Origin of the sequence: Rhizobium acaciae, from assembly GCF_025941625.1 — a bacterium.
Taxonomy (GTDB): Bacteria; Pseudomonadota; Alphaproteobacteria; order Rhizobiales; family Rhizobiaceae; genus Rhizobium; species Rhizobium acaciae.
Map to the genome: position 1 here is coordinate 47,479 of NZ_JAPCZO010000035.1, position 16,750 is coordinate 64,228.

General features: G+C 60.6%; 17 protein-coding genes. 6 read left to right on the forward strand and 11 right to left on the reverse strand.

What is annotated here, in order from left to right:
- Positions 1–60: 60 nt before the first annotated feature.
- Entirely contained in the window at positions 61–1,062 is a 1,002-nt protein-coding gene (locus tag OLZ32_RS35650) for a L,D-transpeptidase family protein (RefSeq protein ID WP_264425040.1), read from the reverse strand.
- Between the two features lie 119 nt (positions 1,063–1,181).
- On the opposite strand from OLZ32_RS35650, the gene OLZ32_RS35655 reads away from it, so the two are divergent.
- Positions 1,182–2,075 carry a LysR family transcriptional regulator gene (locus OLZ32_RS35655; RefSeq protein WP_264425042.1) on the forward strand — a complete coding sequence of 298 codons (894 nt, stop codon included), beginning with the start codon at positions 1,182–1,184 and terminating at the stop codon, positions 2,073–2,075.
- 13 nt (positions 2,076–2,088) lie between these two features.
- On the opposite strand, the gene OLZ32_RS35660 is transcribed toward OLZ32_RS35655, so the two are convergent.
- The 5 genes from OLZ32_RS35660 to OLZ32_RS35680 form a co-directional block, all read right to left on the reverse strand.
- On the reverse strand, positions 2,089–2,403 hold the full coding sequence (locus OLZ32_RS35660) for a hypothetical protein (RefSeq protein ID WP_264395747.1): 315 nt from the start codon (positions 2,401–2,403) through the stop codon (positions 2,089–2,091).
- A gap of 112 nt (positions 2,404–2,515) precedes the next feature.
- The gene (locus tag OLZ32_RS35665; protein WP_264425044.1) at positions 2,516–3,097 is read right to left on the reverse strand and encodes a BA14K family protein; all 582 of its coding nucleotides are present in this window, start codon (positions 3,095–3,097) and stop codon (positions 2,516–2,518) included.
- Positions 3,094–3,261: a hypothetical protein gene (locus OLZ32_RS35670; protein WP_165422411.1), complete on the reverse strand. Its 168-nt coding sequence runs from the start codon at positions 3,259–3,261 to the stop codon at positions 3,094–3,096. Before OLZ32_RS35670 ends, OLZ32_RS35665 begins: the two co-directional genes overlap by 4 nt.
- A gap of 48 nt (positions 3,262–3,309) precedes the next feature.
- A complete protein-coding gene (locus OLZ32_RS35675; protein WP_264425046.1) occupies positions 3,310–4,182 on the reverse strand; it encodes a DUF1236 domain-containing protein in 873 nt (290 codons plus the stop codon).
- Between the two features lie 116 nt (positions 4,183–4,298).
- Entirely contained in the window at positions 4,299–4,697 is a 399-nt protein-coding gene (locus OLZ32_RS35680) for a DUF1236 domain-containing protein (RefSeq protein WP_003547654.1), read from the reverse strand.
- Positions 4,698–5,544: 847 nt separating this feature from the next.
- Between OLZ32_RS35680 and OLZ32_RS35685 the strand changes: the two genes are divergently transcribed.
- Positions 5,545–6,933, forward strand: a complete 1,389-nt coding sequence (locus OLZ32_RS35685) for a sensor histidine kinase (protein WP_003547652.1) — start codon at positions 5,545–5,547, stop codon at positions 6,931–6,933.
- Between the two features lie 2 nt (positions 6,934–6,935).
- Complete coding sequence (locus OLZ32_RS35690) at positions 6,936–7,559, forward strand: response regulator (protein ID WP_003547651.1); 624 nt, start codon at positions 6,936–6,938, stop codon at positions 7,557–7,559.
- Between the two features lie 27 nt (positions 7,560–7,586).
- On the opposite strand, the gene OLZ32_RS35695 is transcribed toward OLZ32_RS35690, so the two are convergent.
- Positions 7,587–8,087, reverse strand: a complete 501-nt coding sequence (locus tag OLZ32_RS35695; RefSeq protein WP_003547650.1) for a hypothetical protein — start codon at positions 8,085–8,087, stop codon at positions 7,587–7,589.
- A 287-nt stretch (positions 8,088–8,374) separates the two neighbouring features.
- Between OLZ32_RS35695 and OLZ32_RS35700 the strand changes: the two genes are divergently transcribed.
- The 3 genes from OLZ32_RS35700 to OLZ32_RS35710 all read left to right on the forward strand — a co-directional run bounded on the left by OLZ32_RS35700 (position 8,375) and on the right by OLZ32_RS35710 (position 10,116).
- Entirely contained in the window at positions 8,375–8,872 is a 498-nt protein-coding gene (locus OLZ32_RS35700) for a hypothetical protein (protein ID WP_264395749.1), read from the forward strand.
- A 169-nt stretch (positions 8,873–9,041) separates the two neighbouring features.
- Positions 9,042–9,836: an exodeoxyribonuclease III gene (gene xth / locus OLZ32_RS35705; protein WP_264395750.1), complete on the forward strand. Its 795-nt coding sequence runs from the start codon at positions 9,042–9,044 to the stop codon at positions 9,834–9,836.
- Between the two features lie 97 nt (positions 9,837–9,933).
- On the forward strand, positions 9,934–10,116 hold the full coding sequence (locus OLZ32_RS35710) for a hypothetical protein (RefSeq protein ID WP_003547647.1): 183 nt from the start codon (positions 9,934–9,936) through the stop codon (positions 10,114–10,116).
- Positions 10,117–10,161: 45 nt separating this feature from the next.
- On the opposite strand, the gene OLZ32_RS35715 is transcribed toward OLZ32_RS35710, so the two are convergent.
- Genes OLZ32_RS35715 through OLZ32_RS35730 form a run of 4 tightly spaced genes read right to left on the reverse strand, consistent with a single transcriptional unit; the run spans position 10,162 to position 16,653 of the window.
- Positions 10,162–12,246 carry an FAD-dependent oxidoreductase gene (locus tag OLZ32_RS35715; RefSeq protein ID WP_264425050.1) on the reverse strand — a complete coding sequence of 695 codons (2,085 nt, stop codon included), beginning with the start codon at positions 12,244–12,246 and terminating at the stop codon, positions 10,162–10,164.
- A complete protein-coding gene (locus OLZ32_RS35720) occupies positions 12,243–13,421 on the reverse strand; it encodes a Gfo/Idh/MocA family protein (RefSeq protein WP_264425052.1) in 1,179 nt (392 codons plus the stop codon). The genes OLZ32_RS35715 and OLZ32_RS35720 overlap by 4 nt, the downstream gene beginning before the upstream one ends.
- 24 nt (positions 13,422–13,445) lie before the next feature.
- Positions 13,446–15,101 carry a GMC family oxidoreductase gene (locus OLZ32_RS35725; RefSeq protein WP_003547644.1) on the reverse strand — a complete coding sequence of 552 codons (1,656 nt, stop codon included), beginning with the start codon at positions 15,099–15,101 and terminating at the stop codon, positions 13,446–13,448.
- Between the two features lies 1 nt (position 15,102).
- The gene (locus OLZ32_RS35730; RefSeq protein ID WP_264425054.1) at positions 15,103–16,653 is read right to left on the reverse strand and encodes a GMC oxidoreductase; all 1,551 of its coding nucleotides are present in this window, start codon (positions 16,651–16,653) and stop codon (positions 15,103–15,105) included.
- Positions 16,654–16,750: the final 97 nt, after the last annotated feature.

Consider the following 16,750-nt stretch of genomic DNA (forward strand, 5'->3'; position numbering starts at 1 on the left):
TGCGCTGGGCCGGAGGTGTCAGTGACAAGCAGAGAAGAGTGGGATTTTCAATATACTCCCTCACTTCGGCGTGGCCGAACTTCGATTGACGAAGTCCACCACGACCCCTGGCTTGACCATGCCGGCCAGCTCTTCGACATCCCAATTCGTCAGCCGCACGCAGCCATGCGATCCCACCTTGTCAATGAGCTTCGGCTCCGGTGTCCCATGTATCCCATAGGTCGGCTCGGTCAGGTCGATCCAGACCGTACCAACAGGACCGTTCGGCCCTTTCGGGATCGTCAAGACCTTGTCGTTCTTTCCCTGCTTGAAGTTGCGCTTCGGGTCATATCTGTAGACCGGCATCCGCGCGACACCCTTGACCTTGTGCTTGCCTGACGGCGCCGGATTGTCTTCGCTTCCGATCGTTGCGGGATAGACTGCAAGCAGCGATCCATCCGCGGCATAGGCGAGCACCTGCCCCGTCTTCCTGTCAGCCTCGATCATCTTGACCTTTCCTTCCCTTGGAGGACCTGGGTTCACCACCCACACCGTGTCGCCAGGAGCAAACTGCGAAGCCGGATTGAGCCCATGCACGAGATCGATACCCATGTGGAACCGCTCTGATAGCTTCTCGGCAACGCTCGTATATCCCAAGCTCTGCATCTTTGCCTTCTCGCCATAGTCTTCAGGGATCTTCTCAACGAGACCCGCGGCATCCTCTGGCGAGACGACATAGCTCTCAACGACAGAAGTATTGCCTTCAAGGCGGGAGGCGACCTCTGGATCCAGCCTCCCATCGACAGGAAGATTGTTCATGGCCTCAAAGCCGGCCACGGCCTTGTCGACGTTTTCGCCGGAGAGGCCATCGATCACGCCGGGAGACGAGCCTGCACGGTCGAGCAGAACCTGAAGACGGACGATCGCCGGGTCCGGATCTCCCGACCCAGATCTCTCAGTCCCGATGGACGCAATCGACACGGTATTGATGTCTTCGGGTCGGAGTTCCCGCGCGGCGGCACCGCCAACGGAGAAGGCCAGAGCGAGCAGCGACATCGGCAGGGCTGTTTTCATGGACGACAAATGGCCGGCGGCGCAACTTGTTCCAGTGCGAACAGAGCCAGGCGGGTGTTCACGATGATTTCAATGTCCAGCCTCAGCAAATTCAGTACAACGGCCATTTGATCCGAAGGAGCTCGTGAATGCCACGCGAGAGCGTCAATGACCTGATGGCTTTTCTGGCGGTCGCCCGAGAGAAGAGTTTTACGCGAGCGGCTGCGAAACTGGGCGTGTCTCAATCGGCGCTCAGCCACGTTGTCCGCCAGCTCGAGACGCGGCTCGGAATCCGGCTGCTGACCCGTACCACGCGGGCCGTTTCGCTCACCGACGCCGGAGAGCGGTTGTTTCAAGGCGTGGGGCCTCATTTCGACGAGATCGAGGCGCAACTTGAAACCCTCACCGAATTCAGGGAAAAGCCAGCCGGGAACCTCCGCATCACGGCATCAGACCACGCAATAAGGTGGATCATCTGGCCGAAACTCCAGCGCTTCCTACCGAACAACCCTGACATCAAGGTGGAGCTGATACGCGAAAACGGGCTGTCTGACATCGTGACCGAGCGCTTCGACGGCGGCGTCCGGATGGGGGAGCAGGTGGCGAAAGACATGATCTCGACACGCATCGGGCCTGATTTCCCTTTTGCCGTCGTCGGCGCACACTCATATTTCGAGGGCAAGGGGGTTCCGCAGCATCCGCAGGACCTCGTCCGCCACAACTGCATCAACGAGCGCCTGCCCACATATGGCGGCTTCTGGGCATGGGAGTTCGAAGACAACGGGAAAGAGATCAGGATCAGGGTCGAGGGACAGCTTGCCTTCAATAACTCCTATCAGAGTGTGGAAGCGGCGCTGGACGGACTTGGCTTGGCATACGTACCGGAAGACGTCGCGCTACCTCATATCGCGGAAGGCCGTCTGAGACGCGTGCTGGAAGCCTTTTCCCCACACTGGGATGGCTACCATCTCTACTATCCCAGCAGAAGGCAGTCCTCTCCGGCTTTCGTGGCGCTCGTCGACGCCCTGCGCCATCGAGGCTGACGAGGTGACCCTCTCAATGAATTGTTTTCGATCGCTTCTCGGTATGCGAAATGTCATCGAGCGTCGCTATAAGCTTTTCGAACTCGTTCAAGACGCGATTGAACTCGGCGTCCTGCATGTTGGCGATTTCCGATATCGTCGAGGACACGGACGCGATCAGCTTGTCGATCCAAACGCAGCGCTCGGCCGGCACATGTCCGAGAACCTCTCGCCGATGCGTCTTCAGCTCGCGGAGAATGCGAACGATAAGGGCTCCCCGGTCCGCCCGGCTCAAGAGCGGAAGCCTTGTCTGTGCCTGCTGGATTTCCGTTATCAGCGCCGTCGCCATCCCCGCTCTCCAAGCTCTGAATGCAACCAGGTATCACAACCGTAGCGTTTGCAACACGGACTTTAGTCCGACTGACCAGGTCGTGCAATCGGGTGCGGACCGCGCGACCACATCAGTTGCTCGCCGCTACGAGATCCGACACGTCGCAGCTGCGCCGCGGTCCGTCCCATGGTTGATACGTATTGTCTTGCGGTCGATACGACTTGTAGCGAGCGGCGCACCGGGCTGCCGCCTGTGCATTCACTTTCGTGCCAACGCCTTCATCGGCCCCGGCGACGATCCGCCGGAACGGCGAAACGCACTCGCGCGTCTCTCCGCTATAGGATCGATAGCTGTTGGTCGCGGGATCGAAAGAGCGGTAGCGGTCCGCACACCAGGCAAGATGCTCGACCGAAAATTCTGGCTGGGGTGTCTGACGTTCGGCCGTCGGGCGAACGGGTTCCGGCCTCGCCCTTGCGGTGATGACGGGCGATGCCTCGGTGACGTAGCTGGAATAGAGAGGCGCAATTCGTTCATAGCGCTGCTGCCGAGGATCGACTTTCACCGGCGTCGTCGTCCAGAGATCGGGCGCTGCAAGGTCATTGAATGCGTGGGACTCGGAATCCGCCACGACTTGGGACGCGACAGACACAGCAGCCATGCAAACCCCGACCGAGCTTAAGATTCCAAAGGCAACGGATGCGATGGCTTTCATTGTCCCGACCCCTGCTGGTGAGCCTGTGGAACCCAGACGCGGCCGGCAGTACTGTCATGTCGGTCGCCAGTGGCGACAAGCACGCCGAGAATACCGGTCATTGCCAGCAGGATGACGATCAGCGGCAAGGCCAGACCACCGGATTTTTCTTCGGAATAGATCATGTTCCTCTCCTGGGCCCGGCGGCCGAGGTCGCCGCCGGGCACCGTCCGTTATGCCGAAATGATGTAGACGATCGTGAATGCGGAAGGATCGACGATGACGATCCGGCCATCCGCGAGAAGGAAGAAACGGTAGGCCTTGTACTGCGGTACAATTTCCACGATCCGCGGCGGCAGCGGCTCGAGCCTGATCTTCTTCGGGATGGTGGTGCCGACGGTGACCGTGAAGTCCGCCTCCCGCACCGGCTCGACATGAACCTCCTTCACAACGCTGCGGATTTCCGTCTGCTGTTCGACGGAGATGTTCACGTTGGTCGTATTGCTCGTCTCGGTCTTCGTGGTGTTCTCGGTGTTACTGTTGACGGATGTGTTGTTGTTCTCCACCTTCGTCTTGCCGTTCGACTGGGTCTCAGTCGAGCCGCTGGAAGACTTGACGTCGCCGGACTTCTGGGTTTCACCGGAGCCGGTCGACGTGCCAGTGTCCTGGCTGCCGGCGGGCTTCTGGCTTTCCGTCGACGACTGTCCCGACTTGGAAGATTTCGAACTGTCCGGGTCTCCGCCTGAGGCGTCTGTACCTGCAGCACCGGAGCCGGTTTCGGTCGAGCTTCCGGGCTGCGTCTTAGCACCGGGCTGGGTTGTCGTCTGATCGGAGGATCCCTCAGTGGAGGTTCCGCTCGACGCACCCGACGAGCTTCCGTCGGAGCCGGAAGGCTGCGTGGCTTGCTCGCTCGATACTCCCGCGCCGCCCGAGGAGGCACCGCCCGCATCCGGTTGCTGGGTCGCGCCCCCGCTGGATTGGTCGTTTTGAGCAGCACCCTTCTTGGGAAGAATCGGTGCATCCTGCGCCGTAGCGGACATGATGCCGACCGGCGAAACGCCGATCGAGAGTGCCGTCATCAGTACGGCGAGTGTCTTGGTCTTCATAACAATCTCTCTGCTTTTTGGCCGCACGACGACGCTATCGTCCGTCGTGCGGCGGTTCTCAGGTTCTGACGATGATATTGGGAGGCAAGACGCGGCAGAGACCGCGTAGGATCAGGTCACTTGATAACCTGGATCACCTTGCGGGACGACGGCTCGACGATGACACGTTCATCGTTGACCACTGCATAAGCATAGGTCGGGTCATCCGGAATAGGCGTCACGACGACCGTCTCCGGCAGGGGCTGGCCGACGACAACCTTCTCCTTGACGACCACGCGCGCCGACGGGGCCGGAGCCTCGCGGACATAGGTGATGACCTTTTGCGGCGGCGGATCGATCGCCGTACCAACGACTGCACCGGCAACGCCGCCGACAGCAGCGCCGACGGGGCCGCCGACGATCGCGCCGGTGACCGCGCCACCGGCGGCACCATTGACGGTCGAGGACTGGGCGAATGCGACGCCCGACATCAGGGTCGTGGCAGCTACTGCACCGACGATAAGCTTGGAGAGCATTTTCTCCTCCTTCTGTTTCGAGGCGGCCTTCTTGACCGCTGGCAAACCAACTAGCTGGAGGCAGGGTCGTTCCACGCCCCGGACCTCAGTCCGATGGAGCCCGGCCTTTGGTCCTAAACCCTACTGCAGGATCGAGAAGCCCCGTGACCGCGGGCATAGGGAGGGGATGACGGAGATGGCGCGATCCAACGGGACGCAGGCGCCTGGGGATGCGTCAGAAGTACGCTCTGGAAGTCTCGCCTGGAAGAAGGCCGCCACTTGCGGGAAAGTTGTGGCAGCTCTTCCAATGCGAGCCGTTTCGCCTCTTCCCTCGAAATGCTGAGACTTGCCAGGAGCAATTCAACGATATCGGCACCGGCGTCACGCCAAGTCTTGTGCCCCTCAGGAACATCGTCGGAGACCGCGAAATTCAGAAACGTCAGGGGCTGTCCGGTGAGCCGCGGTTGATCCCGGCGGCGATTGCCATCTCCGAAGCATAGGGTTCGACGCCTTCCTGCTGATGTCTACGGGGTTAGACCTTGGTCCCAACCTCTGTCGGACCGAAGTCCCTGGGGTGGAACGCGCGTCGGACTTACGCCGTTTCGAACGATATTGAAGGAGATCCAAACATGAACCAGAGTCATAGATCCCGAGTGAATGACGCCTGTAACGCGTCCGTCTTCGCCCTTGTTATCGTTTTGGCCGCTCTTCTCTATATCTTGGGCGCAGCCATGTCCGGTGACACCGTCGGGTTGACCCAAAGCATAAGAGGCGCCGAGGTGTTCGACACCAGGAATGTGCCCTGATGCTGTTTGGAAAACTCTAAAGACGCGGTAGCTTAATTGGGCAGTCTCTTACCGGTATCAAAATGAATTGGCTTCGCCGCTGGAATGCCCGCTCACTCGCCTCCCAGTTCTTCATCGCGGGTGGACTCATATCGATTGCCGCCATGTTCGTGGTCGGCTTTTTTGTGAGCCATCTCATAGAGGAGACCGTAATCCACAATTCGGGCGCGGCGACGGCGCTTTACGTGGACAGCGTGATCGCGCCGCTACTTCCCAATATGCAAACCGAGTCACTGCTGGACGATGCGAGTTCCCAGGCTCTGGACGAAACGCTCGGCCAGGGTGCACTCGGCAAACGCCTCGTTTCGTTCAAGCTGTGGCGAAGCGACGGCACCATCCTCTATTCGAACGAGAAGGAGCTGGTAGGCAAGACGTTTGCGGTCAGCGACAAGCTGCAGAGGGCATTCGCAGGATCTCTCGTCGCGGGCTACGAAATCGCCAGCGATCCGGAAAGCGACAAGGAGCGCGCGCTCGGCAAGCCGCTGATGGAGATCTATAACCCTGTGCTCCAGCCATGGTCCGGTCAGGCGGTCGCCGTCCTTGAGTTCTACGAGACAGCAGAAGGATTGGGCGATAGTCTGGCGCATGCCAGGCTCCGGAGCTGGGGCGCCGTCGCCGCTCTGACGGCGACCTTTTTCCTTGTTCTCTCCGTTCTGGTGTTCCGGGGTAGCCGCACGATCGAGGCGCAGCGCAAGGATCTCAAAGAACGGGTCACCGAACTGTCGGCGCTGCTGGCGGAAAACCGCGGACTTCAGCGGCGCCTGCAGCGCGCCTCCCAGCGTGCGGCAGCGCTGAACGAAACATATTTGCGTAGCATCGGTGCCGATCTGCACGACGGTCCGGCCCAGCACATCGCCTATGCCTCATTGCGCCTGGACAGCGACGTGTTGATCAATGCGTCCACCCAGCCCGAAGCGCGCGAAAAGGAACTTGCCTGGATACGCTCGAGCCTTGCCGAAGCGATGACGGAGATCCGCAATATCTGCAGCGGACTGGTGCTCCCGCAGATCGAGAAGTCCTCGATCACCGAGATCGTAATGCGGGTCGTCGAAGCGCATCGGCACAAGACCGAAACCCATGTCGAAACGATCGTCGACGAAGATGGACCGGAGCTTCCTCCCGCCGTGAAGATCTGTATCTATCGCTTCGTTCAGGAAGCCTTGAATAACGCCTATCGCCACGGCGGCGGCGTTCAGCAGGCTGTCAGGGCCGTCTCGCACAAGGGTCATGTCCGTGTCGAGGTCAGCGATCGCGGCGACGGCTTCGATCCGACCGAGGTGAGGCCAACGAGCCTCGGCCTCGTGGGGTTGCGGGAGCGCATCGACAGCCTGGGAGGTTCTTTCGACATCAGGACAGGCGAAGGAGGAACGACCGTGACCATGATCTTCGAGCCAATGGAAGTGGGGGAGTAGGGATGACAGCAATCACCATCGGCGTCGTGGACGATCATCCGCTTTTTCGAGAGGGTGTAACGCGCAGCCTGTCGGAGATCAGCGGCTTTATCGTCGTTGGTGAGGGGGCCAGCAGCGATGACGCGGCGATGATCGCTTCGGACAACCACCCCGACGTCATGCTCCTCGACGTCTCGATGCCCGGCGGCGGACTGTCGGCGATCAGTGACGTCCTGGCGCGTAGCCCCACAACGAAAGTGCTGATGTTAACGGTATCCGAGGAGGTAGACACTTTACTGGGAGCTCTGCAACGGGGCGCGATGGGCTATGTTCTCAAAGGTGTTGGTTCACGTGGCCTCGCCGAAGCGATCCAAACCGTTTTGCGCGGCTCGCGATATATCTCGCCGACGATGTCGGCGAAAGTCATGGAAAATTCTTTGAATGGCGGAACCTCCGACAAAAACAGCCTGACGCCACGGGAACGCGAGGTGATGGATCTTGTCGCTCAGGGCCTGTCAAACAAGCATATCGGCTTGCGTCTCAACCTGCAGGAAAAGACCGTGAAGCACCATATGACCCAAATCCTCAGCAAGCTCGGCGCCTCAAACCGGACCGAAGCGGCTCTACAGTGGCGCGAACGGCGCTGAAAAAGCTTATCGCCCGACTATCATGCTTCAGCGAAGAAGGCGGCTCAGCCGGCGGGCATCGTTGGCCGTCGCCTGTCGATTTATAATCGTCCGGCCCTTCGAGTCCTTCATAATGTAGCGACCGCGCTGCAGGACTTCAGTGATGCCATTCGAATGACGGACGTCGATCGAGCCATCGGACGTTGCTGTCGCTTTCGCTCCCGATCCTGCTGACGATCCTGTGCTAGAGGTAGAAGATCCTCCACCACCGGAGGAATTACCGCCATTGCCATTCCCGGAACCGCTGTTGCCGTTGCCGCCACCGTTGCCATTCCCTCCCCCGTTGCCATTGCCGCCGCCGTTGCCGTTGCCATTCCCTCCACCATTACCATTGCCATTCCCGTTGTTGCCGTCCTTTGCCTGCGCAAAGTCCAACCCCAGAACAGGAAGGGAACCGCCAAAATTCAAACTGGCTGGCAATGCGGCAGCGACGAGGGCGACCGCGGCGCCGCTGCCCAATCTTAGAAAATCGCGTTTCCGGATACTCATGCCATAGCCTCGTTCGTCCGTTCCTCGCGGCTCAATATGTGACGTATGAGATTTCTCGCTGTTCCGCGTAAAGAATGCAACCGACCTAGGTAGTAGGCGCCGGCAAGACTTTGGTCCGGCTTGCCCCGATTGCAATGCTCGTCATCGGAAAAAGGCCGTGCAATGTCATCGTAAGCGCGAATTTGCTGACCTCTGTTCAATCCTTTCGGTGTTAAGCGCGGCAGCATTTATGGAACTTCTTTGCCTGTCGTCGCTTTGATTGTCGAAGTGCAACAGAGGAAACCCCAATGGCAAATCCGAATGACTCCCCCGCAGTCCAGTCGATGAGAAAAGAGCAGGCAGAGCAGCGGAAGCAGGCCCGAAAAGGCGAACTCGACAAAGCAATCGAGGATACCTTTCCGGCGTCCGACCCGGTGTCGGCCACCCACACCTCCATTCCTGCCGGCCGCAGCGACATCGAGGCAGCTGAGCGTGTGAAGCGGGAGCCGGATCCCACCAGGCTGGACGAGGAGATTCCACTCGTGGATCAAGCCCTGGATTCAAGCGGTGAAACCGCCCGCTCCTCCGAAGGACTTGATGTGGACCGCGAAGAAATGCGCGCGCTTCAGAAGGAAGCCGGTCGGATGGCTGAATCTGCTTCGGAGCTGGCTTCTGGAACAGCCCGCCTGGCAAAGGCGGAAGCACGCACATTCGTCCATGACCTCGAGGATCGCATACGCCGGCAGCCGCTGACAGCCGCAGCGATCGTCGCCGGCATTGCCTTCGTCTTCGGCGCGACGCGTTGAGGAGCCAAATAACAGTCGGCTCGCTCGATCACCCCCCAGGGGATTCGACCGGCGGCCATTGCAGTGTGGAGAGCCGCCTCCATTAGGACGATTGCGGGCGGCGATTTCCTGAGGACGAAACTCAGGAGCGCTTCGATAGCCCGTCCGTGCTTTGATTTCCGAGGGCATCGTGAAGATTGCAACCTACAATGTCAACGGGATCAATGGGCGGCTAGACATCCTGCTGCGCTGGCTCAAGGAGGACGCCCCTGATGTGGTCTGCCTCCAGGAATTGAAGACAGACGATGCCAGGTTTCCGCGAAAGGAGATCGAACGAGCCGGCTACGGCGCCATCTGGCATGGACAGAGATCCTGGAACGGGGTAGCGATCCTGGCAAGGGGCAAGACACCGATCCCGACGCGGCGCGGTCTTCCCGGTGATCCTGACGATACTCACAGCCGGTATATCGAAGCTGCCGTCGACGGCATCCTGATCGGATGCCTGTATCTTCCCAACGGCAATCCGTTTCCAGGAGCAAAGTTCGATTACAAGCTGCGCTGGTTTCGCCGTCTACAGGCCTACGCCGCCGAACTCCTCGAGCTCGATGTGCCTTCGATCCTGGCCGGCGACTTTAACGTCATGCCGACGGAGATCGACGTATACAAGCCGGAACGCTGGCTGGACGATGCCCTTTTCAGGCCGGAAGTACGCAAGGCCTATGCTGATCTCGTCGCCCAGGGCTGGACCGATGCCGTCAGGCATCTGTATCCGGGAGAGCGTATCTACACCTTCTGGAAATACTGGCGGAACAGCTTCGAACGCGATGCAGGGCTTCGGATCGACCATCTCTTGCTCAGTCCGGCGGTCGCCCCATGGCTTCGATCGGCGACCGTCCGGAAAAAACCGCGCGGCTGGGAGCATACGAGCGATCACGCGCCCGTCATGGTCGAGCTCGACGTTTTCAAAGCCGGAGCCGACCTGTGAGCCGTGGGGAACGAGGGAACCTGTCACGTCGCCGAGAGTTAGCCCAAAGCGCGGGACGGCATCCCTGCCCCACAATTCTCCAACCGGAAGTAACGCCATGGGCGAAAGCAAGAACTACCTGAACACCGACGAGATCCAGGCCGACGACCAGCTGTCGCCGAAGCCTGTCGAAGGAAAGGACCCGCCGAGGCACGTGCGCAAAAGCGAGGAAGCCATCGCCGAAGGCTCCGACGACACGGAGCGCGTACGGGTTCCGCCGCCGGTTCCGAATCCCGATTGATCGGCCGCACGGTTCCGCCTCGAAGTGACGCCTACCGGCATCGCCTCATTTGTCCGCGCCCAGATCGTAGATGCGGCCTGTCAGCCAGGCTGGCCAGTCTCGCTCGAAGAAGGACTTGGCGCTTTCATCCAACGTGCGGTTCGGACGGGTTGAAAGCCTGATCTCATCGCCATCAAGCCGAACGACGATCTGCTCCTTGCGGTGCGCTTCGCGTTCCTTCCGAAAGCGATAATCTTGCAACGGTCCTGAGCGCGCCAGCGGAAGCGATTCGCCCTCCGCATCGCATATCGCGCGCGCCCCGCGGCTGCCGCCTCCATTGCGAATGAAGAAATCAAGCGCGCTGAGCACGGCTTCCGAGGCGAGCGCCATATGGCGCCATTGCACGCCTCGAACGGCCTCCGCTGCGCGACCGTAGGCAATGCCGTTCGCGTGGATTTCAGCGTTCAGTTTGCGCGCTTCGATCAAAGCCCGGCCCACGCTTTCTTGATCACAGATGATGCCGGCCTTTTCGCTCATTCGCGCCTGTACTTGCGAACGGATCGATTTGACGGTGAGCAGGCTCTCGGTCCGAAGGACTGCAAGGAGGTCGGCGATGCCCGCCTCTGCGATATCGGCTATGTCCTCTGCGGCCGACCGCTTCGCCCTGCCGCGCGCGCTGATGTGCTCTGCCGCGCGCGTACCGAAGACTTGTCCGGCATTGAGCGCCGCTCCACCCGGCCTCGTCACGCCGTGTGTGCCCGCTGCTTCTCCGACCGCGTAACAGCCGCCGAGACTGCTGCGGCCCCAGCAGTCGACCATGATGCCGCCGTTCATGTGCTGGTTGTTAACGGCAAATTCCAGCGGCTCCTCGGCGATATCGATCTTGTAGCGGCGGTAGATCTCGATCGCCAGCGGGTTCATATGCTTCAATCGATCGATTGGCATGTCCTGGTCGGCGCCGGCCTTGCCGAGATAGTTGCGGACGTCTTCATCCAGTCTCTCCGGGCTGAACGGCAGGTCGCCCGGCACGGGTAGCGGATTGCGATTGAAATCCATGAAGACGCGGCGCCCGGCGGCGGTTTCGCTGGAGATGGCAAGGTCGACCAGGCTCGAGCCGAAGTCCAGCATGCGCGTCGCGTGAAATGGCCACTGATAGCCCTTGCGGAAGACGTTCGACGCCAGCTCCTGCGTGCTGCGATAGTATTCTGCCAGAAAATGGTGCTCGGCGCCTTCGGAATCGAGCGAGTAGATATGCGGGATCGCCTGGACATAGGTGCCCGACAGATTCCACGGGAACCCTTCCCTGCGTGTTCCGATGCCAAACTGACTTTCGGTCAGGTTGACGAGTTCGACGCCTGCCTCGAGTGCCAATCCGAGAGAGCCGAAGCAGCCGTTGGGATAAACGCTGTCGCGATAGAGTTCGCCCGGCCCGCCGGCGGCGAGCACGATCACCCCACTGACGAACAGCGCGATGCCCAGCGGGTTCTCCTCCGTACGATCAGTGGCGCGCATGGCGATTATCCCGACGACATGGCGGTCAGCGCCAGCGCCCTCGGTGAGGATCTTTACCGCCGTGGTCTGGTTGAAAAACGGCACTCCGAGCCGGATCGCCTCCTCGGCCAGCACCTTGACCATCAGGCGGGAGGTGCGGGGGCCACAACTGGTGGCGCGGCCGACCTCGTCATGGTCGGTCTGATATCTGAGCGTCCCGCCCAGCGGATCTTGCGGCAGCGGCAGGCCTAAGAACTGGAGCGATGCCATCATCCGCGACGAGCCCACAGCCTCGACATAGGCCGTGTCCTCGTCCATCGCACCGCCGCTGCGGATGGCTCGGGCCATTGCCTTGTAATTGTCGCCCTGATCCGCCGTATTTGCCGTGTGAAGGGTCTGCTTGTCGGATCCCGAACAGGCCGAGGTTCCACCCCACGCGCTTTGGCTGACGATAACGACCTGATCGCCACGCCGCTTCATTTCCACTGCGGCTCGCAGACCTGCCGCGCCGGATCCGACGACGACGCAACCGGCTCGATAGATCGGCGCCTCGATGCCGGCGAACCGGACCACGTCCGAAGGGGCGGGCTCGGTTGGGAGCCGTGGCATGTCGACATCGGTCAGTGCGTCAAGAATTTCCTGCGGAACGTCTATGGTCATCGGCGTTCAGCCAGCGGGATGTCGACCCAGCGTTTTTGCCGGGAGGACTCCATGCATGCGTCGACGATCTGGCAGATGTGGTGGCCAGTATCGAATGTCGGCCACATCGGCCTGTTTGCAACGATCGAGCGGATCACCTCGGCCACCTCGATGATCTTGCTTTCATTGTAGCCCAGGCCGAAATTCGGCAGAGGAAGGAAAGCCCTGAAGGTGGGATTTTCCGGACCCACGTCGATCTCCCGAAAGCCGCGCCGCCCCGTCCGATCATCGTTGGAATAGAAGCGCAGCCGGTTTATCTCGTCATAGGTATAAGCGATGCTGCCTTTCGTTCCATAGATTTCATAGGTCTGCATGAACTTCCGGCCGGTCGCGACACGGCTGAAATCGACGATCCCGCCGGCACCGTTCTCGAACCGGCACAGCAGGTTCGTCGCATCGGGGTTGGTGATATCAGCCCAGGACTCGTTGCCTGTCAGTTTCACCTGCTCGCCATAGGCGAGGCCCTCGACGACAGGCCGACGCGGCGTCACGATGAGATTGTCGGCGATCAGGGAACTGACGCGGCCGACCAGGAAATCCATGAAGCTGAAGATGTGCGAGCCGGTATCACCGACGATCCCGGTCGGCGCGAGCTTTCCGTCGGCCCGCCACATGAAGGGCGCGTTCGGATCGCCATACATGTCGACGTGCTGGCACCCGCGGAACAGCTTGATCTCGCCGATTTCGCCGGATTGAATGATGTCTTTCGCCAGATCATGGACGGGATTCCGAGGAAAGGCGTGTCCAACACGGGTAACGACACCCTTTTCCCTGGCGATGTCGGCCAGTTCCCGCGCTTCGGCGGCGGTGTTTGCCAACGGCTTCTCGCAATAGACATGCTTGCCGGCCAGCAAGGCCGCCTTGGCCACCGGGTAATGGAGGTGGTCAGGCAGGCAGATATCGATCAGATCGACATCCGGATCAGCGACCGCGAGATTCCAATCCTGAAGAATTCTTGCACCAGGCGCCCTGTGAGAAAGATCCCCGGCTGTCTTCGAGGGACCTTCGACGAGAGCGACGATCCGTGCCGTTCCGTCCGACACTCCGAAGAAGTGCGGAAAGGTCTGGTAGGCCATCGTGTGGACCTTTCCCATCCAGCCCGAGGCGCCAAGCACTGCAACTCTGACTTCAGACATTGTCGTCTCTCCTCTCGACATGACCTACCGGATTTCGGCGCGAGCCCGAGGCCGCGTATCGTTGCGTTCGTAGGCGAAGATGGCAGATGGAAGTGCAGGCAAGCCCCGAATGAGGTCCGAGCCTTTTTCGCCGACCATGATCGTCGGAGCGTTGGTATTGCATGACGGCACGCGCGGCATGACGGATGAGTCGCAGACCCTGAGGCCTTCCAGGCCATGGACCTTGAGATCAAGCCCGACAACCGCGTCGGGTCCGCTTCCCATCTTGCAGGTGCCAACCGGATGATGGTCGGTCTTTGCGTTGGCGCAGCCGTAGTCGAAAAGCTGCTCGTCGGTCGTGACCTTCGGTCCGGGAAGCCTTTCGGCCATGACATAGGGCTTCAGCGCCGCCTGCTGCATGATCTCGCGTGCGATCTTCAGCCCTTCGAGGGACATTGTCCTGTCGTGCGGATCGGACCAGTAGTTGGGGTCGATCAATGGAGAGGCAGCCGGGTCGGAGGATGACAGACGCACCGTCCCCCGCGAGCGCGGATGCAGATAGGCGGAGTTGAGCGTCACGCCGGCATTCTTGAGCCGTTCGACACCCGCTTCGATGCCCGAACCCAGGCCGAGGTGGAACTGGATATCAGGAGAACGGGCTTCAGGATCGGCGTACCAGAAGCCGCCAGTCTCGAAGAGCGACGAGGCAACCGGTCCGGTCCGAAACAGGACGTATTGAATCCCAGCCCAAAGGGTCCGGTGGAGTTTTGCGACGCCGTCATAAGTGTGATCGCCCGTGCATTCGGCGATGACGAAAAGATCCAGGTGATCCTGGAGGTTGCCGCCGACACCCGGCAAATCGTGGAGCACCTTGACGCCCACCGAGCGCAGATGGTCGGCCGGTCCTATGCCGGACTGCAAAAGCAGCTTCGGCGATCCGATGGCGCCCGACGAAATCAATACTTCGCGTTCGGCACGCACGATCTCTAAGCCGCGCGAGGTCACAATCTCGACGCCTGTCGCACGGGCTCCCTCCACGATGATGCGCGCGACGCGCGCGCCGGTCCGGATCGTCAGGTTCTTCCGGTCCTTGATCGGCGAAAGATAGGCGAGCGATGCCGATGACCGGCGGCGGTTGCGCTGCGTCAGCTGATAAAATCCCACGCCCGCCTGCTGGCGGCCGTTGAAGTCGTGATTGTAGGGAATGCCGAGCTCCTGCCCCGCACGGATATAGGCGTCGCAGATCGGCAGCGGCGCAGCCGGCATCGAGACGCCCAGCGGACCGCCATAGGAGTGATAGTCGTCAGCGAAGCGTTGATTGTCCTCCGCGCGTTTGAAATAGGGAAGGATCGAACGATAGTCCCAGCCCTCGCAACCGTCTTCACGAGCCCAGAGGTCATAATCCGCCGCATTTCCGCGCGTATAGAGCTGTGCGTTGATCGACGAGCCGCCACCGATGACCTTTGCCTGCGTATAGCGAAGCACGCGACCTTTCATGTGTTTCTGGGGAACGGTTTCCCATCCCCAGCTGGCGACGCCTTTGGTCATCTTGGCGAAGCCCGCGGGCATGTGAAAAAGAGGATTCCAGTCGCCTCCACCCGCTTCCAGCAGGAGGACGCTGACATCAGGATCTTCGCTCAGCCGATTTGCCAGCACGCATCCTGCGGGACCGGCGCCAGTGATGATGTAATCGAATCCCATTTTACTGTCCTGTTGCATCCGGCCTGGCGCCCGCCAGTGCCTGTGTCTTGCCTGCAAAGTCCCCCGACGCGATGTGATCTGCCACTCTCAGCGCTTGGGCGGCGATGGTGAGCGCAGGATTCGCCGCGGCCGATGTGGGGAGGAAACTGGCGTCGACGACGAAGAGATTTTCGTGATCATAAGACCGGCAATACGCGTTCAGCGGCGCAGTCGCGGGATCGTTTCCGATGCGGATCGTTCCGCATTGATGCGAGGGCGTGCGCTTGTCGAAGGGCCTCGCCAGCACGATCGGAAACCCGATCGACTTCAGGATCGCCTTAAGCTTGGCGACAAGTGCGAGATGAGCGTCCCAGTTGGTTCGTTGCCATTGGAGAATAATCCGATCTCCATCCACCATGACGCGGCTTTCCGGATGGGGAACGTCCTCGCTCATCGCATAGAAGTCGATGGCATGGGTTGTGATGAAGCGCAAAAGCCATTCCGGAGCCTGCGGCAGAGAGCCCTTGAGAACTCTTTCGGAGATGCGCCCCAGGAGCTGGACGTTGCCGAGGGGTGGCCCTCCCTCCCCGTCGGAGAGATAGAAATCGTTGAAGGCAAAGGTCTTCTGGTAGATGGAGGTGTTCCTGAACCGCGGCGAGACCCCGATGACCGCGGAGGCATTGTGGTTCATGAAGTTGCGGCCGACCTGGTCGGAAGAGTTCGCCAGCCCCCTTGGGAAGCCGTCGTTTTTCGAACGCAGCAAAAGCACGGACGACTGCACCGCCCCGGCAGAAAGGATCACAATCTCTGGCGAAACAGTCACCGTCTGCCCATTCTTGACATAGGTCACCCGGTCGATCCGGCTCCCCGCTCCTGTGTCGAGCCTCGTCACACGCGCATTGGTTTCGAGCCGCACGTTCTCGTGTCTCAGCGCCACTGCGAGGGCTGCGGTCTCGGCGTCCATCTTGCCGTCGCGTGCGTTTGGATGCGCATCCCATGGCGTGGGTGCTTTGGAGAGCCAGGCGTCAAGATCGAGGCCGAGCGGTAGGGAAAACGGATGCAGGCCTTTCTGCTTGAGGCGCGCCCTGATATCGGCGATCGGCGCCTCGTCCGGGACGGGCGGGTACTCGTAGGCCGCCGAGTGGTGCGGTTCGGTGGGATCTTCACCCAGACTGCCGCGAACCTGATAGATGCGTTCCGCCAGGCAGTACCACGGCTCCAGCGCTTCATACGGAAACGGCCAGGCCGGCGACACACCCTCCCGGTGCTGGATGACGTCGAAATCTTGGCTGCGATAACGCGACAATACTGCGCCATAGAACTTCGAATTCCCGCCGACATTGTAGTAGTTGCCGGGATTGAACCCCTTGCCGCTTGCCTCGTACCAGGTTTCCTTCGGTCGAAAATATCCCCGCTGGAAGATCGCGCGTTGGTCGCGGTTGACCGGAAGATCGGCGATCTGATCACCGGCTTCGAGGATCAATATCTTCGCACCGGTCACGGCCAGGCCGGCCGCGACCGTGGCGCCGCCGACGCCTGAACCGATGATGACGATGTCAGGTGAACTGCTCATGTTAGCACCTGGCCCTCACGCGATCCGCGCCTGTGTTTCCGGATCGAAGAACACGGCCTTGTCGAGATTGAATGCGAGGCGGGTGTTTTGTCCTGGA